General features: G+C 70.8%; 24 protein-coding genes. 21 read left to right on the top strand and 3 right to left on the bottom strand.

The window, feature by feature from the left end; genetic code table 11:
- Positions 1 to 7 precede the first annotated feature (7 nt).
- Positions 8 to 640, top strand: coding sequence for an imidazole glycerol phosphate synthase subunit HisH (gene hisH, locus ACTOWY_RS05585; protein ID WP_247760326.1), 633 nt, complete (start codon positions 8 to 10; stop codon positions 638 to 640).
- Between the two features lie 9 nt (positions 641 to 649).
- Positions 650 to 1,381: a bifunctional 1-(5-phosphoribosyl)-5-((5-phosphoribosylamino)methylideneamino)imidazole-4-carboxamide isomerase/phosphoribosylanthranilate isomerase PriA gene (gene priA / locus ACTOWY_RS05580; RefSeq protein ID WP_441308521.1), complete on the top strand. Its 732-nt coding sequence runs from the start codon at positions 650 to 652 to the stop codon at positions 1,379 to 1,381.
- Here priA and ACTOWY_RS05575 read toward each other — a convergent pair.
- Positions 1,378 to 1,779 (bottom strand): PPOX class F420-dependent oxidoreductase, encoded by a 402-nt coding sequence (locus ACTOWY_RS05575; protein WP_441308520.1) that lies wholly within the window; start codon positions 1,777 to 1,779, stop codon positions 1,378 to 1,380. The two genes, priA and ACTOWY_RS05575, sit on opposite strands and share 4 nt — an antisense overlap.
- A 245-nt stretch (positions 1,780 to 2,024) precedes the next feature.
- On the opposite strand from ACTOWY_RS05575, the gene hisF reads away from it, so the two are divergent.
- The 5 genes from hisF (at position 2,025) to ACTOWY_RS05550 (ending at position 5,691) form a co-directional block, all read left to right on the top strand.
- Positions 2,025 to 2,798, top strand: a complete 774-nt coding sequence (gene hisF, locus ACTOWY_RS05570; protein ID WP_441308519.1) for an imidazole glycerol phosphate synthase subunit HisF — start codon at positions 2,025 to 2,027, stop codon at positions 2,796 to 2,798.
- The gene (hisI, locus tag ACTOWY_RS05565) at positions 2,795 to 3,148 is read left to right on the top strand and encodes a phosphoribosyl-AMP cyclohydrolase (protein ID WP_441308518.1); all 354 of its coding nucleotides are present in this window, start codon (positions 2,795 to 2,797) and stop codon (positions 3,146 to 3,148) included. Before hisF ends, hisI begins: the two co-directional genes overlap by 4 nt.
- A 62-nt stretch (positions 3,149 to 3,210) precedes the next feature.
- A complete protein-coding gene (locus ACTOWY_RS05560; RefSeq protein ID WP_441308517.1) occupies positions 3,211 to 3,510 on the top strand; it encodes a hypothetical protein in 300 nt (99 codons plus the stop codon).
- The gene (locus ACTOWY_RS05555) at positions 3,507 to 5,180 is read left to right on the top strand and encodes an alpha/beta hydrolase (protein WP_441308516.1); all 1,674 of its coding nucleotides are present in this window, start codon (positions 3,507 to 3,509) and stop codon (positions 5,178 to 5,180) included. The genes ACTOWY_RS05560 and ACTOWY_RS05555 overlap by 4 nt, the downstream gene beginning before the upstream one ends.
- Entirely contained in the window at positions 5,158 to 5,691 is a 534-nt protein-coding gene (locus ACTOWY_RS05550) for a hypothetical protein (protein ID WP_441308515.1), read from the top strand. Before ACTOWY_RS05555 ends, ACTOWY_RS05550 begins: the two co-directional genes overlap by 23 nt.
- Here ACTOWY_RS05550 and ACTOWY_RS05545 read toward each other — a convergent pair.
- Entirely contained in the window at positions 5,688 to 6,302 is a 615-nt protein-coding gene (locus ACTOWY_RS05545; RefSeq protein WP_441308831.1) for a TetR/AcrR family transcriptional regulator, read from the bottom strand. The genes ACTOWY_RS05550 and ACTOWY_RS05545 overlap by 4 nt on opposite strands.
- Positions 6,303 to 6,335: 33 nt before the next feature.
- On the opposite strand from ACTOWY_RS05545, the gene ACTOWY_RS05540 reads away from it, so the two are divergent.
- The 9 genes from ACTOWY_RS05540 to ACTOWY_RS05500 all read left to right on the top strand — a co-directional run bounded on the left by ACTOWY_RS05540 (position 6,336) and on the right by ACTOWY_RS05500 (position 15,615).
- The gene (locus tag ACTOWY_RS05540; RefSeq protein ID WP_441308514.1) at positions 6,336 to 7,892 is read left to right on the top strand and encodes an anthranilate synthase component I; all 1,557 of its coding nucleotides are present in this window, start codon (positions 6,336 to 6,338) and stop codon (positions 7,890 to 7,892) included.
- Positions 7,882 to 8,457 (top strand): Trp biosynthesis-associated membrane protein, encoded by a 576-nt coding sequence (locus ACTOWY_RS05535; RefSeq protein WP_441308513.1) that lies wholly within the window; start codon positions 7,882 to 7,884, stop codon positions 8,455 to 8,457. Before ACTOWY_RS05540 ends, ACTOWY_RS05535 begins: the two co-directional genes overlap by 11 nt.
- An 84-nt stretch (positions 8,458 to 8,541) precedes the next feature.
- Complete coding sequence (gene trpC / locus ACTOWY_RS05530) at positions 8,542 to 9,351, top strand: indole-3-glycerol phosphate synthase TrpC (RefSeq protein ID WP_441308512.1); 810 nt, start codon at positions 8,542 to 8,544, stop codon at positions 9,349 to 9,351.
- Between the two features lie 26 nt (positions 9,352 to 9,377).
- Positions 9,378 to 10,607: a tryptophan synthase subunit beta gene (gene trpB, locus ACTOWY_RS05525; protein ID WP_441308511.1), complete on the top strand. Its 1,230-nt coding sequence runs from the start codon at positions 9,378 to 9,380 to the stop codon at positions 10,605 to 10,607.
- Positions 10,607 to 11,404: a tryptophan synthase subunit alpha gene (trpA, locus tag ACTOWY_RS05520; protein ID WP_441308510.1), complete on the top strand. Its 798-nt coding sequence runs from the start codon at positions 10,607 to 10,609 to the stop codon at positions 11,402 to 11,404. The genes trpB and trpA overlap by 1 nt, the downstream gene beginning before the upstream one ends.
- A gap of 133 nt (positions 11,405 to 11,537) precedes the next feature.
- Entirely contained in the window at positions 11,538 to 12,101 is a 564-nt protein-coding gene (locus ACTOWY_RS05515) for a Uma2 family endonuclease (RefSeq protein ID WP_441308509.1), read from the top strand.
- An 85-nt stretch (positions 12,102 to 12,186) separates the two neighbouring features.
- Complete coding sequence (gene lgt / locus ACTOWY_RS05510; protein ID WP_441308830.1) at positions 12,187 to 13,224, top strand: prolipoprotein diacylglyceryl transferase; 1,038 nt, start codon at positions 12,187 to 12,189, stop codon at positions 13,222 to 13,224.
- Positions 13,225 to 13,410: 186 nt separating this feature from the next.
- Positions 13,411 to 14,073, top strand: coding sequence for a response regulator transcription factor (locus ACTOWY_RS05505; protein WP_185008462.1), 663 nt, complete (start codon positions 13,411 to 13,413; stop codon positions 14,071 to 14,073).
- Positions 14,074 to 14,082: 9 nt separating this feature from the next.
- On the top strand, positions 14,083 to 15,615 hold the full coding sequence (locus ACTOWY_RS05500; protein ID WP_441308508.1) for a HAMP domain-containing sensor histidine kinase: 1,533 nt from the start codon (positions 14,083 to 14,085) through the stop codon (positions 15,613 to 15,615).
- A gap of 18 nt (positions 15,616 to 15,633) precedes the next feature.
- Here the strand turns inward: ACTOWY_RS05500 and ACTOWY_RS05495 are convergent, their stop codons facing one another.
- Complete coding sequence (locus ACTOWY_RS05495) at positions 15,634 to 16,590, bottom strand: TAXI family TRAP transporter solute-binding subunit (RefSeq protein ID WP_441308506.1); 957 nt, start codon at positions 16,588 to 16,590, stop codon at positions 15,634 to 15,636.
- Between the two features lie 187 nt (positions 16,591 to 16,777).
- On the opposite strand from ACTOWY_RS05495, the gene dctA reads away from it, so the two are divergent.
- The 5 genes from dctA to ACTOWY_RS05470 all read left to right on the top strand — a co-directional run bounded on the left by dctA (position 16,778) and on the right by ACTOWY_RS05470 (position 20,604).
- Positions 16,778 to 18,151 (top strand): C4-dicarboxylate transporter DctA, encoded by a 1,374-nt coding sequence (gene dctA / locus ACTOWY_RS05490; protein WP_441308505.1) that lies wholly within the window; start codon positions 16,778 to 16,780, stop codon positions 18,149 to 18,151.
- Between the two features lie 164 nt (positions 18,152 to 18,315).
- Positions 18,316 to 19,014, top strand: a complete 699-nt coding sequence (locus tag ACTOWY_RS05485; protein WP_441308504.1) for a hypothetical protein — start codon at positions 18,316 to 18,318, stop codon at positions 19,012 to 19,014.
- Positions 19,011 to 19,322, top strand: coding sequence for a hypothetical protein (locus tag ACTOWY_RS05480; RefSeq protein ID WP_441308503.1), 312 nt, complete (start codon positions 19,011 to 19,013; stop codon positions 19,320 to 19,322). Before ACTOWY_RS05485 ends, ACTOWY_RS05480 begins: the two co-directional genes overlap by 4 nt.
- Before the next feature lie 8 nt (positions 19,323 to 19,330).
- Entirely contained in the window at positions 19,331 to 20,092 is a 762-nt protein-coding gene (locus ACTOWY_RS05475) for a WXG100 family type VII secretion target (protein ID WP_441308502.1), read from the top strand.
- 32 nt (positions 20,093 to 20,124) lie between these two features.
- The gene (locus ACTOWY_RS05470) at positions 20,125 to 20,604 is read left to right on the top strand and encodes a hypothetical protein (protein WP_441308501.1); all 480 of its coding nucleotides are present in this window, start codon (positions 20,125 to 20,127) and stop codon (positions 20,602 to 20,604) included.
- Position 20,605: the final 1 nt, after the last annotated feature.

Raw genomic sequence — 20,605 nt, 5'->3', positions numbered from 1 at the left:
TGTGCCGGTGACCAGCGTCGTTGTACTGGACTACGGATTCGGCAACATCCGCTCCGCTGAACGCGCCCTGCGCCGGGTCGGCGCCCAGGTCGAGGTGACCGCCGACCCCAGGGTGGCCCAGGCCGCCGACGGGCTCGTGGTGCCCGGCGTCGGCGCGTTCGGGGCCTGCATGGCCGGACTCCGCAAGGTCCATGGCGAGAAGGTCATCGGGCAGCGACTGGCCGGGGGCAGGCCGGTGCTGGGCATCTGCGTGGGACTGCAGATCCTGTTCGAGAAGGGCGTCGAGCACGGCACCGAGGCCGAAGGCTGCGGGGAGTGGCCGGGCACGGTCGAGCGGCTCACCGCCCCGGTGCTGCCGCACATGGGCTGGAACACCGTGCGCGCGCCGGCCGGGTCCACCCTGTTCGCCGGGCTGGACGAGCAGACCCGGTTCTACTTCGTGCACTCCTACGGCGTGCGCGAGTGGACCCTGGACCCCGAACCGCCGCTGCCCAAGCCGCTGGTCACCTGGGCGCACCACGGCGAGGACTTCGTGGCCGCGGTGGAGAACGGGCCGCTGTGCGCCACCCAGTTCCACCCGGAGAAGTCCGGCGACGCCGGGGCGCACCTGCTGGAGAACTGGCTCAAGTCCGTCGTTTAGGCTTCCCGGGTGACGTTTACGCTGCTCCCGGCCGTTGATGTGGCCGAAGGCAAGGCTGTCCGCCTGGTCCAGGGCGAGGCAGGCACCGAGACCTCCTACGGCGAGCCGTGGCAGGCCGCGCTGGCCTGGCAGGACGGCGGCGCCGAGTGGATCCACCTGGTCGACCTGGACGCCGCCTTCGGCCGGGGCAGCAACCGCGAACTGGTCGCGGACGTGGTCGGGCGCCTGGACGTCAAGGTCGAACTCTCCGGCGGCATCCGCGACGACGACTCGCTCAAGGCCGCGCTGGCCACCGGCTGCGCCAGGGTCAACCTGGGCACCGCCGCGCTGGAGGACCCCCGCTGGTGCGCCAAGGCCATCGCCGAATACGGCGAGAAGATCGCGGTCGGCCTGGACGTGCGGATCACCGCCGCCGGGCACCGGGTGGCCGGCCGCGGCTGGACCACCGACGGCGGCGACCTGTGGGAGGTACTGGCCCGCCTGGACCGCGACGGCTGCCCGCGCTACGTGGTCACCGACGTCAGCAAGGACGGCACCCTGCAGGGCCCCAACGTCGACCTGCTGCGCGAGGTCTGCACCCGCACCGAGGCCCCGGTGATCGCTTCTGGGGGCATCTCCAGCGTCGGCGACCTGGTCAAGCTGGCCGAACTGGCCCCGCTGGGCCTGGAGGGCTCGATCATCGGCAAGGCGCTCTACGCCGGCGCCTTCACCCTGCCCGAGGCCCTCGCCGCGGTCGGCTAATCCAGTTCGTCCGGCGGGTCCGGCGTGGTCCGCGGGTCCAGCTCGATCCGGATCCCGATCGTCCGGCCCGCCGCGGGCTTGGCGCGCAACGTGGTCAGGCGGCCGAGCAGCCCGTACTTCTTGTTGATCATCCGCACCACCTTCGCGGTGCCCTCGGCGTCGACCAGCGTCGCCGTCGCGGGCACCGCGGGCCCGGTCTGGCTGCCACGCACCGTGCACGGCGCCACCCGCACGGTGCCATCCCGCCGCAGCCGCTTGACCTTGCCCGCCTCGGCGTTCGACCAGGCGTAGAGCAGCTCGCCCTCGGCGACCACCCAGACCGGCGTGTCCACCGCGGTGCCATCGCGGCGGAAGGTGGTCAACAGGATGTACTTCGCCGAGCTGAGATCGCTGGTCACAGCCGCCAGCCTAGGCCCACCAGGGGGTGCTTGGCGTGGCGCGACCCGGTCCGGCCCTTGTTGCGAAACAGGCGTGGCGCGCAGCGACACGGCGGGCTCTTCACCAGCGGCGGGGTGCCGATTTTTCGCGTTGCCTTGTCGTGGTCTCGACGCATCCGAAGCTTGCTTCGCGTGCGGCGAGGCCACGACGAGGCGACTTAGAGGCGAAAAATCCAGCGCGCGGAGCGCGCCAATAAGATACAGCCATGTCCGTCGCTGTTCGTGTCATCCCCTGCCTGGACGTCGATCGGGGCCGGGTCGTCAAGGGCGTCAACTTCACCAACCTCATCGACGCGGGCGACCCGGTGGCGCTGGCCACCGCCTACGACGCCGAACATGCCGACGAACTGACCTTCCTGGACGTCACCGCCTCCGCCGGCAACCGCGAGACCACCTACGACGTGGTCCGGCGCACCGCCGAGCAGGTGTTCATCCCGCTCACCGTCGGCGGCGGCGTGCGCAGCGTGGAGGACGTGGACAAGTTGCTGCGCGCGGGCGCGGACAAGGTCAGCTTCAACACCGCCGCCATCGCCCGCCCCGAACTGCTGCGCGAGGCCGCCGAACGCTTCGGCGCCCAGTGCGTGGTGCTGTCCGTGGACGCCCGCCGGGTGCCCGAGGGCGGCAAACCCACCCCCTCCGGCTTCGAGGTCACCACGCACGGCGGCCGCACCGGCACCGGCATCGACGCGATCGAGTGGTCCGCCCGCGGCCAGGAACTCGGCGTCGGCGAGGTCCTGCTCAACTCGATGGACGCCGACGGCACCAAGGCGGGCTTCGACCTGGAACTGATCCGCGCGGTCCGCGGCGTCATCGACGTGCCACTGATCGCCAGCGGCGGCGCGGGCGCGGTCGAGCACTTCCCGCCCGCGGTGCAAGCCGGCGCCGACGCCGTGCTCGCCGCCAGCGTCTTCCACTTCGGCCAGCTGCGGATCAGCGAGGTCAAGGACGCCCTGCGCGCCGCGGGGGTGACCGTCCGATGACCAGCCCCCTGGACCCGGCCCTGGCCGCCCGCCTCAAACGCAACCCCGACGGCCTGGTGTGCGCGGTCGCCCAGCAACGCGGCACCGGCGAGGTGCTCATGGTCGCCTGGATGGATGACGAGGCCCTGCACCGCACGCTGACCACCCGCAAGGCCACGTACTACTCGCGCAGCAGGCAGTCGTACTGGGTGAAGGGGGAGACCTCGGGGCACACCCAGCACGTGCACGAGGTCCGGCTGGACTGCGACGGTGACACGTTGCTGCTGGTGGTGGACCAGGTGGGCGCGGCCTGCCACACGGGGGAGCGGACCTGCTTCGACGCGGACGTGCTCCTCCGAATGGAGGACTGAGCTGGGCCTGTTCAGGGGAGTCGCTGCTACGGTCGCTGGGAGGAGCGATCAAGGGGGGAACCTTGACGGGGAAGCTCGCGGTCAGCGCCGACCAGCTCACCGGAGCAGGCCGGGACCTGCTGGCCTTGGCCGACCAGGCACATCGGGACATCCGCGCCAACAGTGGCGCGCAAGACGGCGACGCGGCGGCGAACACCTCGTTCGCGCTGGCCCAGGCCTTGGCCCAGTGCGAGGACACCTGGTCGCTGGCCCTCACCGGGATCGCGACCAAGCTCGCCGTGGCGGGCGACACCCTGGAGCTGAACGCCCGGACCTACGCCGAGGCGGAGGCCACCGCGCGCGGTGGGCTGACGCCGCGATGACCACGGTCGAGGAACTGCGCGAGGCCGAACCCACGGTGTTCACCCGGTCCGCGCAACGCTGGCAGGACCTGGCGAAGTCGATGACCGCCCGCGCCGAGGAGGCCACCCGGGCGCTGGGCGCGTTGGGGCGGTGGCGCGGGGCAGCGGCGGAACAGGCCAAGCAGCAGATCAGCGGCCAGCGCACCCGGCTGAGTGACCTCGCGCGGGGCCTCACCGGCATCCCGCCGGTGCTGCGCGACGCGGGCGAGCGCCTGACCCGGCTGCAGGAGCTCCTGCGCACCGCGCTGCACACCGCGCACCTCCATCGCCTGCGCGTGTCCAGCGACGGCTACGTCGCCGACGACGCGGTGGTCGTGGCCACCCCGTCCCAGGCGGGTCATCCGGACCGGGCGCGACTGTGCGCCGAACTGACCATTACCCTGCGGGACGCCCTCCGGCAGGCCGCCACCGTGGACGCCGAGGCCGCCGCGGCGGTGCGCCGGATCACCCAGGAAGCCACCGGCATGGCACCGGGCGGCATCCAGGTGTGCACCCCGGTGAGCGGCACCGTCCCGGCCGCGGGCACCTCGCCCGCCGAGGTGAAGCGGTGGTGGGACGGGCTGAGCATCGCCGATCGCGAGTCGCTGCTGGCCACCGACGGCGCCCGGATCGGCGCGCTGGACGGCATTCCGGCCGTGGTGCGGGACCGGGCGAACCGGGTGGTGCTGGCGGGGTTACAGGCCAGTGTGAGCGAGGAGCGCACGCGGTTGGAGGCCAAGCCCTACCGGACACCGGATGACCTGACGCGGCTGGAGGAGTTGCGGAAGAAGGGCGAGGGCCTGGACGCCATCGCGAAGCGGCTGGCCACCGCGCCCAGCGACCGCCAACAGCAGCCGTTCCTGCTGCGGGTCAGCGCCGACGGCCAGGGGCGGGCGGTGGTGGCGATGGGCGATCCGGACCGGTCGGCGAACGTGGCCACGCTGGTGCCGGGCACCTTCTCCGGCCTCGCCGGTGGCGCGAGCTACCTCAAGCACGCCGACGCCATGGCCTACGCGGCTGCACAGGCGGGGTCGCCGTCGACCTCGGTGATCAGCTGGATCGGTTATGACGCCCCGCAGAGCCTGGTCCCTGGGGCGGCCCAGGACAGCTACGCCGACAACGCCAGGGCCGACCTGGCCCGGTTCCAGGACGGCCTGCGAGTCACCCATGACGGCCCGCCTTCGCACAACACCGTCGTCGGGCACAGCTACGGCTCCACCGTGGTCGGGCACACCGCCCGGGACCTGGGGATCAAGGCTGACGAGCTGGTCTTCATCGGCAGCCCGGGAGTCGGTGTCGAGCGGGCCGATCAGCTCAACATGCCGCCGGATCGCGTGCACGCCAGTGTCGCCGAGCACGACATCATCAAGACCACCAACACCCGGATCCCGGTGGCGGGGCTGCCGCCCGGCGTGCCGGACCCGATGGTGCCAGGGCCGGTACAGCCAGGTCCGCGGCTGGATATCGATCCGCACGGCCCCGACCCGGCCGGTTCTGGGTTCGGGGGCAAGGTGTTCACCTCCGACCCCGGCACTCCCGGCCCGTCCATTCTGGGTGGGCTCAGCGAAGCGGCCCACAACGAATACTGGGAAGAGAACAACAAGTCGTTGCGGAACATGGGGAGGATCATTGCCGGGCAGCCGACGAACTAGCCGCCTGTTCCTCGGCGTGATCATCGCCGTGGTGGCGGTGCTGGTGGCAGGGGTTGCCGTGTACGTCTACCAGTGGAGCAGGAGAGGCATGCAGCCGACCATCACCGCCGAGGAGGGTGCCCGCCAGGTCGAGGAGTACGTGCGGCAGGCCGCCGCGCACCTGCCTGCCCACGCCCGTCTGGTCAATTCGGGTGGCAATGAGAAGACCAGCACCGACCCCTGCGACCTGCCGTCCGACCACGGACCGCAGGGGCGGGTCCAGGTGTCGGTCAGTTACCAGATCCATGATCTGGACCCAGCCAAGTTCAACGAGTACTTCGACGCGCTGAAGGCATTCTGGACCGGCAACGGCTACACCGTGCTGGACGACTCCCGTCCGAAGGACTGGTACCTGTGGACGCAGCAGGAACCGGATGAGTTCCGGTTCAGCCTGCAAGGAAACGACCTCGGCAAGCTCTACCTCGGCGGCGTCTCGCCGTGCCTGTGGCCCAACGGCACCCCGCCGTCCTAACCCGCCCCCAGCTCCCCCGTCAGATACCGCTGCAACGTCGGCGCCACCGCCGCCACCACCGTGTCGTGATCCGCCGAGGCCAGCGGCTCCACCTTGATCACGTACCGCATCATCCCCAGCCCCGCGACCTGCGAGCCGACCAGCGCCGCGCGGAACTCCGGCCGGTCCGCCTCGATCGCCCGCGCGATCCGGCCGAACAGGGCGTGCGTGATGAACTCGCGCAGCATGGCCGCGGCGTCGTCGTGGCTGGAGGCGCTGCGCATCAGGGCCACGAACGGGCCGCCGCCGGTCTCGTCCCAGACCGTGACGAAACGGCGGACGATGCGGGCGCCGAGTTCCTCCTTGGGGCCGGGGATGACCGTTTCCAGTATTTGTTCCGGGGTGATCGGCATCTGCACGGCGGCGGCGAAGAGGCTTTCCTTGCCGCCGAACCAGTGGTTGACCATCGCCGGGTCGACCTGGGCCCTGGCCGCGATCATCCGCACGGTGGCGCCGTCGTAGCCCTGTTCGGTGAACACCGCCCGTGCGGCGCTCAGCAGCGCCCCCTTGGTGTCCTCGCCCGCGGGGCGGCGCCCGCGTCGTCTGGGTGCAGTGCTCTCGGCCACCGGCACATCATCTACCACCGACCCGGCACAATGTCCCCCATGGTCAGCGCGGTCAGCCCCACAGTCACCAGCACCCGCCCCGGCGGCACGCCGATGGGCGAGATCAGCCCCGGCCGGGAGGAGTTCCGCGAACTCGCCCGCGGCCGCAGGGTGATCCCGGTGGTGCGCCGGCTGCTCGCCGACGGCGAGACCCCGCTCGGGGTGTACCGCAAACTCGCCGCCAGCAGGCCCGGCACCTTCCTGTTCGAGTCCGCCGAGAACGGGCGCTCCTGGTCCCGCTGGTCCTTCGTGGGCGTGCGCAGCCCGGCCGCGCTCACCGTGGCCGGCGGCGAGGCGGTGTGGACCGGCACGCCGCCGGTGGGCATGCCCAGTGGCGGCGATCCCCTGGTGGCGCTGCGGGAGACCGTCGAGGCGCTGCACACCGATCCGCTGCCCGGACTGCCGCCGCTGACCGGCGGCATGGTCGGCTACCTCGGCTACGACACCGTGCGCCGCCTGGAACGGCTGCCCAGCCTGGCCGCAGCCGACCTGGACATCCCCGAACTGGTCATGCTGCTGGCCACCGACCTGGCCGCGCTGGACCACCACGAGGGCGTCATCACCCTCATCGCCAACGCGGTGAACTGGGACGACACCGACGAGCGGGTGGACGCCGCCTACGACGACGCGGTGGCCCGGCTGGAGGAGATGACCGCGAACCTGTGCACCGCGGCCGCGCCCACCGCCGCGGTCTTCCAGCGCCCGCAGCCGCGCTTCGACCGGCAGCGCACCAGCACGGACTACCGGGCCGCGGTGGAGACCGCCAAGGAGGCCATCCGGGCGGGCGAGGCGTTCCAGATCGTGATCTCGCAACGGTTCGAAGTGGACACCGACGCCGACGCGCTGGACGTCTACCGGGTGCTGCGCACCACCAACCCCAGCCCGTACATGTACCTGCTGCGGCTGGACGGGTTCGACATCGTGGGATCCAGTCCCGAGGCGTTGGTCACAGTCCGGGACGGCAAGGTGACCACCCACCCCATCGCGGGCACCCGCTGGCGCGGCGCCGACGACGAGGAGGACGCGCTGCTGGCCAAGGACCTGCTCTCGGATGAGAAGGAACGCGCCGAGCACCTGATGCTGGTCGACCTGGCCCGCAACGACCTCGGCCGGGTCTGCACGCCCGGCTCGGTGCACGTGGTCGATTTCTTCAGCGTGGAGCGGTACAGCCACGTCATGCACATCGTCTCCGCGGTCACCGGTGAACTGGCCCCCGGCCGCACCGCCTTCGACGCGGTCACCGCTTGCTTCCCGGCTGGCACCCTCTCCGGCGCGCCCAAGCCGAGGGCGATGGAGCTGATCGAGGAACTGGAGCCCAGCCGCCGCGCCCTCTACGGCGGGGTGGTCGGCTACCTCGACTTCGCCGGGGACGCCGACACCGCGATCGCCATCCGCACCGCGCTGATGAAGCAGGGCCGGGCCTACGTGCAGGCGGGCGCGGGCGTGGTGGCCGATTCCGACCCGGTCGCCGAGGACACCGAATGCCTCAACAAGGCCCGCGCGGTGCTGGCCGCGATCGCCACCGCGGAGACCCTGGAGCTGGCCAGTGAGCGCTGATCCGGAACCCACCGGCGAACCGGAGGCCGCACCCGCGCCGCGACGGCCGGGTGCCGGTCCACTGTGGACTGTCGTGCTGCTGCTCGCGGTCACCGCCGGTCTGCTCTGGGGCGCCAGTGGACTGGCCGCCGGACTGGCCCCGGCGGCCGGACTGGCCGCCTTCGCGGTGGCCGCGATCGCCGGTGTGCTGGCCGCCGGCGGCTGGTTCCGGCGGGTGCTCGGCGGGATCGTCGCGGTGGTCGCCTGCGGCGGCGCGGTGTTGCTGTGGGACGGGTTCTCCTCGCACTCCGTGGCTGGTTCAGCACTCGCGGTGCTTGGCCTGCTGACCCTGCTGGGCAGTGGGATCCTGGTGCTGGTCAAGGGGCGCCGGATGCCGCGGATGGGTGGAAAATATGCCGCGTCAAGCCAGGTCCGCCGATCGGTTGACGCTGATCGTCGCCTGTGGGACAGCCTGGACTCGGGGGCGGATCCCACCCTGCGCGACACCGCCGAAACGACGAACGACCTTGCTACCCAGGGCGGATCTGCCGACCCGATGCCAGAAGCCGACCGGCGGCGGGGTTAGCATCCTTTCGGCGCTTCGGCGCGGCGGGAAGGGGTTTCAAGTGCGGGAGCTTGCGAGCGAGCTGAGGCAAAACGGGGAGTGCGCGTGAGCATCCTGGAGGAGATTGTCGAGGGTGCGCGCGCGGATCTGGCCGTCCGGGAGGCGGAGGTCCCCTTCGAGTTGATCAAGGAACGCGCCCAGCTGGCGCCTGCGGCCAAGGATGTGATGGCGGCGCTGCGCGCGCCAGGGGTCGGCGTGATCGCGGAGGTCAAGCGGCGCAGTCCGTCCAAGGGCGACCTCGCCGACATCCCGGAGCCTGCCGAGCTGGCCAAGGACTACGCGGCAGGCGGCGCGCGGGTGATCAGCGTGCTGACCGAGGGCCGTCGCTTCGGCGGCTCGCTGGCCGATCTGGCCGCGGTGCGCGCGGTGGTCGATGTTCCGTTGCTGCGCAAGGACTTCATCGTCACCCCGTACCAGGTGCACGAGGCGCGGGCCTACGGCGCGGACATGGTGCTGCTGATCGTGGCGGCGCTGGAGCAGTTCGCGCTGGAGTCGCTGCTGGACCGGGTCGAATCGCTCGGGATGACCGCGCTGGTCGAGGTGCACACCGCGGAGGAGGCCGACCGCGCGCTGGAGGCCGGGGCCAAGGTGATCGGGATCAACGCCCGCAACCTGCACACCCTGGAAGTCGACCGGGACGTGTTCGGGCGGATCGCGCCCGGCCTGCCCTGGGAGGTCATCAAGATCGCCGAGTCCGGTGTGCGCGGTCCCGGCGACCTGATGGCCTTCGCCGGGGTCGGCGCGGACGCGGTGCTGGTCGGCGAGGGCCTGGTGACCAGCGGTGACCCCAGGGCCGCGGTGACCCAGTTGGTGACCGCGGGATCGCACCCCGCGTGCCCGCGACCCAGTCGCTGAACTCGCTCTAGGAGAGCAAGCAGAACATGAGCGTCAACCAGTCCGAACAGCTCGTCGAACACGGCCCGGACGACCGGGGCCACTTCGGCCCCTACGGCGGCCGGTTCATGCCGGAGGCCCTGGTCGCCGCACTGGACGAGCTGTCAGCGGCCTACGAGTCGGCCAGGGTGGACCCGGAGTTCACCGGCGAGCTGGACCGGTTGCTCAAGGACTACGCGGGCCGCCCGTCCCCGCTCACCGACGCCCCGCGCTTCGGCGAGCACGCGGGCGGCGCGCGGATCCTGCTCAAGCGCGAGGACCTCAACCACACCGGCTCGCACAAGATCAACAATGTGCTGGGCCAGGCGTTGCTGACCAAGCGGATGGGCAAGACCCGGGTGATCGCGGAGACCGGGGCCGGGCAGCACGGGGTGGCCACGGCCACCGCCTGCGCGCTGCTCGGGCTGGAATGCCTGGTCTACATGGGCGAGGTCGACACCGAGCGGCAGGCGCTCAACGTGGCCCGGATGCGGCTGCTGGGCGCCGAGGTCATCCCGGTCAAGACCGGGTCGCGCACGCTCAAGGACGCGATCAACGAGGCGCTGCGGGACTGGGTGGCCAACGTCGACCGCACGCACTACCTGCTCGGCACCGCGGCCGGTCCGCACCCGTTCCCGGTGATCGTCCGCAACCTGCACAAGGTCATCGGGCAGGAGTCCAGGGCACAGGTCCTGGAACGCACCGGGAAGCTGCCGGACGTGGTGGCGGCCTGCGTGGGCGGCGGGTCCAACGCGATCGGCATCTTCCACGGCTTCATCGACGACCCGGCCGTGCGGCTGGTCGGCCTGGAACCCGGCGGCGAGGGCCTGGACAGCGGACGGCACGGCGCCACGCTGTCCGCTGGCAGCCCCGGCGTGCTGCACGGCACCCGGTCCTACCTGCTGCAGGACGAGGACGGGCAGATCACCGAGGCGCACTCGATCTCCGCAGGGCTGGACTACCCGGGGGTCGGGCCGGAGCACTCCTGGCTCAAGGACATCGGGCGGGCCGAGTACCGGCCGGTGACCGACGCCGAGGCGATGGCCGCCTTCCAGCTGCTCTGCCGCACCGAGGGCATCATCCCGGCCATCGAGTCCGCGCACGCGCTGGCCGGCGCGCTCAAGCTCGGCCAGGAACTCGGACCCGAGGGCACCATCCTGGTGTGCCTGTCCGGGCGCGGGGACAAGGACGTGCACACGGCGTCGAAGTGGTTCGGCCTGGTCGGAGAGGACGCCTGATGTCGCGGCTCGCCCCGCTGTTCGAGACCTGCCGCGGTGAAGCTCGCGCGGCCCTGGTCGGCTACCTGCCCGCGGGCTACCCCACGGTCGCCGAGGGCACCGCGCTGCTCTCGGCGATGCTGGACGGCGGCTGCGACCTGGTCGAGGTCGGCCTGCCGCACTCCGATCCGGTGATGGACGGCCCCACCGTCGAGGCCGCCGCGCACCAGGCGCTGCGCAACGGCTTCCGGGTCCGGGACCTGTTCCCCACCGTCGAGGCGCTGGCCGCCAAGGGCGGTCGCGCGGTGGTCATGACCTACTGGAACCCGGTGCACCGCTACGGCGTGGACGCCTTCGCCCGCGACCTGGCCGCCGCCGGTGGCCTGGGCGTGATCACCCCCGACCTGATCCCGGACGAGGCCGAGGACTGGCTGGCCGCCGCCGAGACGCACGACCTGGACCGGATCTTCCTGGTCGCCCCCGCCTCCACCGACGAACGCCTGGTCCGCGCGGCCAAGGCCAGCCGGGGATTCCTCTACGCCGCCTCCACCATGGGCGTCACCGGCGCCCGGGAGACGGTCAGCAGCATGGCCCCGGCCCTGGTCGGCCGCCTCCGGCAGCACACCGACATCCCGGTCGGCGTCGGCCTGGGCGTGCGCTCCGGCGCGCAGGCGGCCGAGGTGGCGGCCTTCGCGGACGCGGTCATCGTCGGCTCGGCCTTCGTCTCGGCCACCGCGCGTGGCGAACAGGGCGTGCGTGACCTGGCCGGGGAACTCGCCGCGGGGGTGCGCGGGGCCAGCCAAGCCACGACCGGGTGAAGCGGTTCAGCTGAGGGCGGATCCGGGCCGGAACTGTCAGGGGCACCCGCCAGGATCGCCCCATGACATCCGCAGCACCCGGTCCGGCGTGTCAGACTGGACAGCGCCGGGCGAATCTCGGAGGTGACTCGCAATGGCCCTGCCCGCGGACACTGCACCTGACGCGTTCCCCGTCCACGCCGAGCCGTGGACGTTGGACGAGGTCCTCGCGATGCCCGAAGACCAAGGGCAACGCGTCGAACTCATCGACGGGACGGTCGTCGTGAGCCCGGCTCCGAGCGCTCGGCACCAGCGGGTCCTGCACCGTCTGCAGCTGCGGCTCGATGGCATGGTGCCGCCGCACTGCGAGCTAATCCCTGGTGTCAACGTGGTGCTCAATGGCGAGCGGATGCTCATCCCCGACCTCGCCGTGACCACCAACCCCGGGGCCGACGAGGTCTATTACCAAGGCGACGACCTGTTGTTGGCGATGGAGATCATTTCACCCTCGTCCAAGGTGTACGACCGGGCGTTGAAGCGGCAGCTTTACGCCGAGGCCAGGGTGCCGTACTTCGTGCTTGTCGACCCGGTGGCCAGCCCGGTTTCCGCGATTGTCTATGAACTGGTCGAGGACGAGTACCGCGAGTTCGCCAGAGCCGAGAACGGCAGGCTGGAGCTGGAACGGCCATTCCCGGTGAAGGTCGACCTCGGATCGTGATCGGTAGTTCCCCTCCCAGCACACCGTGAGCTGACGCCGGGGGGCTACGGTGTGGCCTGTGACTGGCGCGACGCTGACCGCACTGATGGCTGATTCCTCGGCCTTCCTGGCGACCATCCCCAGCCCTGACCGCGGCGTGTGGCAGCTCGGGCCGTTCCCGCTGCGTGCCTACGCCCTGTGCATCATCGCGGGCATCGTCATCGCGATCTGGTGGGGCGAACGCCGCCTCATCGCCCGCGGCGGCGAGTCCGGCACGGTGGTGGACGTCGCGGTGTACGCGGTGCCCTTCGGGCTCGTCGGCGGCAGGCTGTACCACGTGGCCACGGACTGGCCCAAGTACTTCGGCCCCGACGGCAACCCGATCGAGGCCCTCTACATCTGGAACGGCGGCCTGGGCATCTGGGGCGCCATCGCGCTAGGCGCGGTCGGCGCGCTGATCGGCTGCCGCCGACGAGGCGTCCCCCTAGCCGTCTTCGCCGACGCGGTCGCCCCCGGCATCGTGGTCGCCCAGGCGGTAGGCCGCCTCGGCAACTGGTTCAACCAGGAACTCTTCGGCGGCCCCACCGACCTGCCATGGGGCCTGGAGATCTACCGCCGGATCGACCCGGAAACCGGCCTGCCCGACGCGCTGGGCGGCGTCGCCGTCGATCACACCCCCATCGCGGTCGTGCACCCCACGTTCCTCTACGAACTCATCTGGAACCTGGGCGTGGCCCTGCTGCTGGTCTGGGCCGACCGCAAGTTCCGGCTCGGCCACGGCCGCGTTTTCGCCCTCTACGTCGCCGGGTACACCGCGGGCCGCTTCTGGATCGAGATCATGCGCACCGACACCGCCACCCTGGTGTTCGGCGTCCGGATCAACGTCATCGTCAGCGCCGTGGTCTTCCTGGGCGCCCTCGCCTACCTGCTCCTGGTCCGCGGCAAGCGCGAGGACCCAGCCGACTGGCGCCAGGACCCAGCCCCGGACGAGGACGACCCCGCCAAGCCCACCCCCGAAGGCGAAGAACCCCCCGCCGGCCTGGGCCCCAAGCCCGAGGAAGCCAAGGTTCCCGCGGACACCCCGTCCGACAAAGCCCCATCGGACCCGGTGACCCGCAAGGAAGACCCCAAGCCCGAAGCCTGACCCGCCCACAACGGCCAACACTCCGGCAAAGCTTCAAGCCTATCGGCGTGTTGGCCGTTCTGGTACGCCTCGTTGGCCGTTGTGGGGCGCGGGTACCGCCCGTGATTCGAAATCCGGCAAGTCCGAGTCGATCTCGGCGGCGTAGTGGACATCAGTGCCCGCCGCCGCGGCCTAGTATCGATCCTCATGCGGATCCTCGTAGTGGAGGACGACGACCGGGTGGCGCGCGGGCTGGTGACCGCGTTGCAGCACGCCGGCTACGAAGTCCTCCGCGCCGCCACCGCGGCCGCCGCGCTGCAGGCGGCCCCGGCTGATGTGGTGCTGCTCGACCTCGGCCTGCCCGACGCCGACGGTCTGGACGTGCTGCGCAAACTCCGGCAACGCGAGGGCACCGCGGTCATCGCGGTCACCGCGCGCAGCGAGGAACGCGAACGCGTGCTCGGCCTGCGCAGCGGCGCCGACGACTACGTGGTCAAACCTTTCGGCACCGCTGAGCTGCTGGCCCGGATCGAGGCCGTGCTGCGCCGCACCAGGGCCGCCCGCGCGGACAGCGAGGAGCACGAGGTGATGGAGGTCGGCCCGCTGCGGCTGGACCTCGGCTCGCGCACCGCCACCGTCTCCGGCGAGCAGATCACGCTCACCCGCAAGGAGTTCGACGTGCTCGCCCTGCTCGCCGCCCGGCCGGGCAGCGTGGTCAGCCGGGACCGCATCCTGGACCAGGTCTGGCACGCCAGCTGGGAGGCCCGCTCCCGCAGCCTGGACACCCACATCGCCACCCTGCGCGGCAAGCTCGGCCCGTTCGTGCGCATCGAGACCGTGCGCGGCGTCGGCTACCGCATGGCCCGGTAGGGGGCCGGGGTGCTCCGCAGGCTGCTCGCGGTGCTGGTGCCGTTGCTGGTGGCGATGGCCGCCACCTTCGGGGTGCCACTGGCCGCCGCGATCGGTCAGCAGGAGACCCAGTCGGTCTACCTGGACCGGCTCAGCGACGCCAGCCGGTTCGCCGCGCTCGCCGAGAACGTGCTCGCGCTGGACCGCACCGCCCCGCTGCAGGACGAGCTGACCCGCTACCACCGGCTCTACAACATCCCCGCCGTGCTGGTCGACCCCGGCGGCAACGTGATGCTGCCCGCCGACACCCCCATCGACCTCAACACCCCCGGCGTGCGCGAGGGCCTGAGCGTGGCCTTCGCCGGCTACCGCCCCAACCCGCCGGGCGTGGTCTGGCCATGGCAGACCACCCCGCTGGTGGTGGTCGAACCGGTCGGCCGGGACAGCCAGGTGGTGGCCGCCGTGGTCACCGTGTCCCCCTCGGACAGCCTGCGCCACCAGATCGTCAACACCTGGCTGCTGCTCGCGCTCAACGGCCTGGTCCCGCTGCTCGCCCTGATCGGCGCCGCCTGGCCGGTCTCCCGCTGGATCCTGCGCCCCATCCGCCGCCTGGACGAGGTCACCGCCCGGGTCGCCAGCGGCCGCCTGGACGCCCGCGCCGACGTGCACGGACCACCCGAACTGCGCACCCTGGCCAGCTCCTTCAACACCATGGTCGACGTGGTCGGCCGGGCCCTGCGCAGGCAGCGGGACTTCGTCGCCGACGCCTCCCACCAGCTACGCAACCCCCTGGCCAGCCTGCGCCTGGCGGTGGAGAACCTGGAACCGCACCTGCCGGACGAACCAGCCCGCCAGGCCCACCAGCTCGCGGTGGAGGAGGCCGAGGAGATGGGCCGGGTGCTGGACGCCCTGCTCGCCGCCACCCGGCTGGACAGCGCCGCCGCGGCCGAACCGGTCGAGCTGGACGAACTCGTCGCCGCGCACGAACCGGCCTGGCAGGCCAACGCGCAACGCGCCGCGATCCGGCTGCGCCTGGACATCCCCGAGGGCCTGCGCGTGCTCGAACCACCCGGCGGGCTGGGCAGCGTGCTGGACGAACTGGTCGGCAACGCGATCCGGCTCTCCGGCGGCACCAGGGTCCGGGTCTGGGCCCGGCACGAGGACCCGGCCGAACGCACCGACGACGGCCAGGTGGAACTGCACGTCATCGACGACGGCGTCGGCCTGGACGAAGCCGAGCTTTCCGTCGCGCTGCACCGGTTCTGGCGCTCACCTAAACACCAGAACATCTCCGGCACCGGCCTTGGCCTGGCCATCTGCAGCGAACTGGTCACCTCGGCCGGCGGCGAGTTCCGGCTGCACCAGGCGCACCCGCACGGCCTGGACGTGGCCATCCGGCTGCCGGTCGCGCCAGCCGAACAGCTCTTCGACCCCACTGACCCGGCCGACGGCCGCCCCGACGGCGAGCGCAAACACCTGTCCCGCCCGCCGGTGGCCCCGCCCGAGGACGAGGACGACCCGCCGCCACCGTCGCCACCCAGCAGCCTGCCCGCGGGCATCTGACCCGGCCCGCGACCGGCCTCAAACTAGGCGCTTGTACTCCCGGAACCAGGCCGCCGCGCCAGGGTGCAGCGGCACCGGCCCGGTGGCGATCCCGGTGCTGCGGTTGATCCGCCGCGCCTCCGGATGGTTGATCGCGATCGAGTCGGCCTGGGAGAACACCGTGTTGGCCACGATCTTCACCACCTCCGCGGGCAGATCCTCCCTGGCCACCAGCAGGTTGGGCACCGACACGGTGCGGGCGGGCTGGACGTAGGAGCCGTAGGTGGTCTTCGGGATGGTCGCCGGCACGTACGCCGAGGAGTCGCCGCTGGCCAGCACCTCCGCCTGCTCGGCAAGCGGCACCAGCCGGATCGCCACCTGCCGCCGGATCATCTCGCTGATCGCCGGGGTCGGGATGCCGGTGAGGGTGAAGAAGGCGTCGATCGTGCCCTCCTCCAGCTGCTTGGCCGCCTCGGACTGGGTCAGCCGCACCTCGTTGAAGTTCAGCCCGGCGATCCGGCGCAACTTCTCCACCGTGTACTCGGTGCCAGAGCCCGCCGCGCCGATCGCCACCCGCAGCCCTGGCAGGTCCTTCGCGCCGCGCACCTTGGAGTTGTTGAGCACCACCAGGTGCAGGAAGCTGTCGTAGAGCCGCCCGACCGCGCTCACCCCGAGCACCGGGCTGGTCTGGCGGGCCAGCATGGCATCCAGGGAGACGAACCCGAGCTGGGCCTGGTTGGTGCTGAGCAGCGTCAGGTTCTCCACCGAGGCGCCGCTGGGCCGGGTGCGCACCGCGGTGCGCTGGAGGTACTTCTGCAGCTCGTCGGCCAGCGCGCCGCCGATCTCCCGGTACACCGCGCCCGGTGGCCCGGTGGCCAGCACCAATTCCGGCAGATCGGGCAGGGTGTTGGGCGTGCAACTGCCCACGGTGGCGGTCACCAGCGCGCCGGCTCCGCCCAGCAACAGCGCGCGGCGGGTCAGCGCTGGATGCGGCATCCTCACAGGCTAGTCCGTCAGGATGAACCGGGCACGCATACTACGGGCCGGCGCTGTTCTGGTAACGGCCTTATCACCGCGCCCGGAAATTTGTCAGGACAGTCTCAAGTTTCGCCCCGGTCGCTTGCCGGTGAACTTCTCCGGTCACGAGCATTCGGCGCGGACAAGGACCAATGTCGAGGAGGACATGTTGGCAACGACCGCTGCCGGGGGGCGAACGCGGAAGCCGATCTACCGGCACCTCTATTTCTGGGTGCTGGTCTCGATCGCGGCGGGGATCCTGGTCGGGATCCTGTTCCCCGCGCAGGCAGCCGGGCTGAAGTGGCTCGCGGACCTGTTCATCAACCTGGTGAAGATGGTCATCGCGCCCACGATCTTCTGCACGATCGTCGTCGGCATCGCGGGGCTGGGCAACCTCGCCAAGGCGGGCGGCCTGGCACTGCGCACCATCATGTACTTCATCGTGATGACGCTGATCGCGCTGGTGATCGGCATGATCGTGGTGAACATCCTGCAGCCGGGTGTCGGCCTGGACATGCAGCCCAGCGCCGCCGACCTCAAGGCTGGCGCGGACGCGCAGAAGAAGGCGGCGGGCACCGAGGGCTTCACCGGGTTCATCCTGCACCTGGTCCCGGAGTCCTTCGTCGGCGCGTTCACCGGCGGCCAGCTGATCCAGGTGCTGGTGCTCGCGGTGCTGGTCGCGGTCGCGATCGGCATGATGGGCGAGCGCGGCGCCAAGGCCCTGCAGGCGCTGGACACCGTCGCCAAGATCATGTTCGGCGTCATCAAGATCGTCATGTACGCGGCGCCGGTCGGCGCCTTCGGCGGCATGGCTTACACGATCGGCACCAACGGCGCGAAGGTGCTGACCTCGCTGGCGTTCCTGATGATCGCCTTCTACCTGACCTGCGTGCTGTTCATCATCCTGGTGCTCGGCGGCGTGGCGAAACTGGCCGGGTTCAACATCTTCCGGTTCATCCGCTTCATCAAGGACGAGCTGCTGATCGTGCTGGGCACCTCCTCCAGTGAGGCGGTGCTGCCGCGGATGCTGGTCAAACTGGAGGCCGCGGGCGCGCAGAAGTCGGTGGTCGGCCTGACCATCCCGACCGGCTACTCGTTCAACCTGGACGGCACCTGCATCTACCTGACCATGGGCGCCCTGTTCATCGCCCAGGCCACCGGCGCGCACCTGCCGCTGTGGACCCAGATCGGCCTGCTGCTGTTCATGCTGCTCTCCAGCAAGGGCGCCGCGGGCGTCACCGGAGCAGGCCTGGTCACCCTGGCCGCCTCCCTGGTCGCCTTCCAGAACGTCATCCCCGAGGCCAGCATCGGCATCGCCCTGATCGCCGGCATCGACCGCTTCATGTCCGAGGCGAGAGCCCTCACCAACCTGATCGGCAACGGCGTGGGCACCCTGGTGGTCGCCAGGTGGCAGAACGCGCTGGACCGGGAACAGCTGGACCGGGTGCTCCGCGATCCGTCCCTGGTGGACATGGACGAGCTGATGAAGGTCGAGAACGGCGTGGGGGAGAAGAAGGACAAGGCGGAGAGTTCTTCTTAGCGCCGGCTTCCGCCGCTATCGCACTGAGGCCGTGGGCCGGGTTCGCGTTTCGCGAGTCCGGCCCACGGCGCTTTTGTGCCGGAGCGTGATCGGTTGTGTGGGTGCGGTGACGGTATATCGGGTACGTTCGGCTTGCTGACTTCATTCCAGAGGGGGGAATGCCGATGAGTGACGATCAACGCTGGGGTTTTGAGGACGCCGACGACTGGGAGCCGACGCCGAAGGCCGGCCGAGTCCCGGAGCCGGAGGCGACCGAGCCGGACGGGATCACCGGGCAGGACGCCGACCGGGTGGTGACCGTGGCGGTGGGGGAGCTGGGCGAGGTGTTGTCGGTCCGGCTGGCGGCGGACTGGCGCCGCTCGGTGGATCCCAGGTCGTTGCAGGGCAGCGTGCTGAGCGCGGCCAACAACGCGACGATGCAGGCACTGGCCAAGCAAGTCGACGAGGTGCGACAGACCGACGTCCCGGCCTGGCCGTCCCCGACCAGGCCACCGGAGACCACACCACTCACCGCGGACGCGGCCTTCCGGCTGATGGACGCGGTGGACGCCGAACTGGCCACCCTGACCGATCGGCTGGCCTCGGTCCAGAACCAGCGGACCGAGGTGGCGAGCGCGGGCGGGCACGTGCGCGGCACCGCGATGAACGGCCAGGTCAGCACGCTGACGGTGGACCCGTACTGGGCTGACTCGGCACGCAACCCGGAGATCGAAGGCGAGTTGATCGAGGTGCTGCGCGAGCTGCGTCGCCGGAGCACCCCCGACCCGGAACTCACCAAGTGGCCGACCAGCCCGGCGATCACCGAACTGACCGCACTGGTGAGCGACCCGACCCTGCTGCTGCGCCGATTGGGGCTGTCATGACCGACCTTTCCGCGGCCTATGCGGCCCTGCGCGCTGACGCCGTCCGCTGGGACGAGGCGGCGGACGCCCTGGAGGAGCCCCGCCGCGCGCTGGACGGACTGCACCTCGGCGTACCCGAGCTGTCTTCCTTGGCGGCGAAGGAAGGGCTGGACCAGACCTATCAGCAGGCGCGCACAACGATGGCCGACATGATCGGCAAGGCCACGGAGACCTTCCGGCTGATCGGCGAGACCCTGCGGCAGGCCGCGGACACCTATCAGCGCGAGGAAGAAGCCAACCTGCACACGCTGAAGAACACCACGAAGTAGGGGGAGCCGTGAACGACGCTGTGCAGCGGGCAAATGAGCGCATCCGTGAGGTGGACGAGGGGCTGAAGAAGTTCTTCGTCCAAGTGCGGCAGGGGATCGACAGCTTGCCGGAGCCCTTGCGCTGGATCGTCCCGCGGGTCGATCTCATGTTGGAGCCGCTTGTCCGGCAACAGGTGGAGCTGGGGCGGCGAATCGACGAGGTGCTCGACGCGTTCGGCGACCACAAGCGGGTCAAACGGGCCGCCGAACAGTGGTCGGCTCAGATCGCGGGCAAGCTGAACGACATCGCGGGCGATCTCGACCAGAGCAAGATGGAGACCACCATGGAGTGGGAAGGCCGGGCGGCCGAGGCATACCGGCTCACCATCCCGACTCAGGTCAGTGGCCTGACCGGGCTGAAGGATCTCGCCAGCCAGATGCGCGCCTCCCTGGTCAGTCTGGGCAACTCGCTGGAGGGCTTCGTGGTGGGCGTCATCATCGCGATCGGCATCGCGGCCGTCAGCCTCATCACGGGTTTGGCCTTGATCGGCACGGTGGCCGGAATCCCGGTCGGGGTTGTCGTTCTCCTCACCGCGCTGCCGATCGTGCTGGGTCTGCTGGGCACTCTCTTCACCGCACTGCTCTCACACGTCAACACCTGCAAGGCAGAGCAGTCCTCGATCCAGGAGAAGCTCAGGATGGTCGGCACGACCTGGTCGCAGGCCCGGATCGGGCAGATGGGCGACGCCAGCGTGCTGGATGGCGACGGTTCCGACTGGAAGCCGCGGTAGTGGCGATCTATGTCGGACGGCCGCCGGTCTGGGTGCCGATCCCCGCCGAACAAGCGCGTCGGCTGCGCACCCTCGGCGGCTGGTTCGCCATGCTCATCGGGTCCTCAGCGGTGGTGCTGGCGGCGGTGGTGTTGCTGCTCGGTGGGCAGTTGACCACCGGTCCTGGCGAGTTCGTCGTGCTGGTCGACATGCTGGCGCTTGCCCTGGACGCCGTCCTGGCCTTGACCGGGTTTCTCTTCCTGAACCCGTGGCGGCATTTGCGGGGTAACCACATCGAGCTTCTGTTGGTGCAGCGAAGTCGACAGATGCTGGGGCTCGGGTGGGGACTGATGATGTTCTTCGCGCTGGGCCTGACCTTCTTCCTGCTGGTCGTCCTGCGGGCCGAGGTCAGGCGGGGCGGGCAGATCGACGGCTGGGACTGGGTGTTCGTGGTGGTCGCCTACCTGCCGATCGTGTTGCAGGGCATGGCGTTCTTCCTCGGCCGGCGCCTGTACCCCCGCCCCAACCTCTGAC

Origin of the sequence: Crossiella sp. CA198, assembly GCF_052078295.1 — a bacterium.
Classification (GTDB): Bacteria; Actinomycetota; Actinomycetes; order Mycobacteriales; family Pseudonocardiaceae; genus Crossiella.
This window is presented reverse-complemented; position numbering and strand designations above follow the sequence as displayed.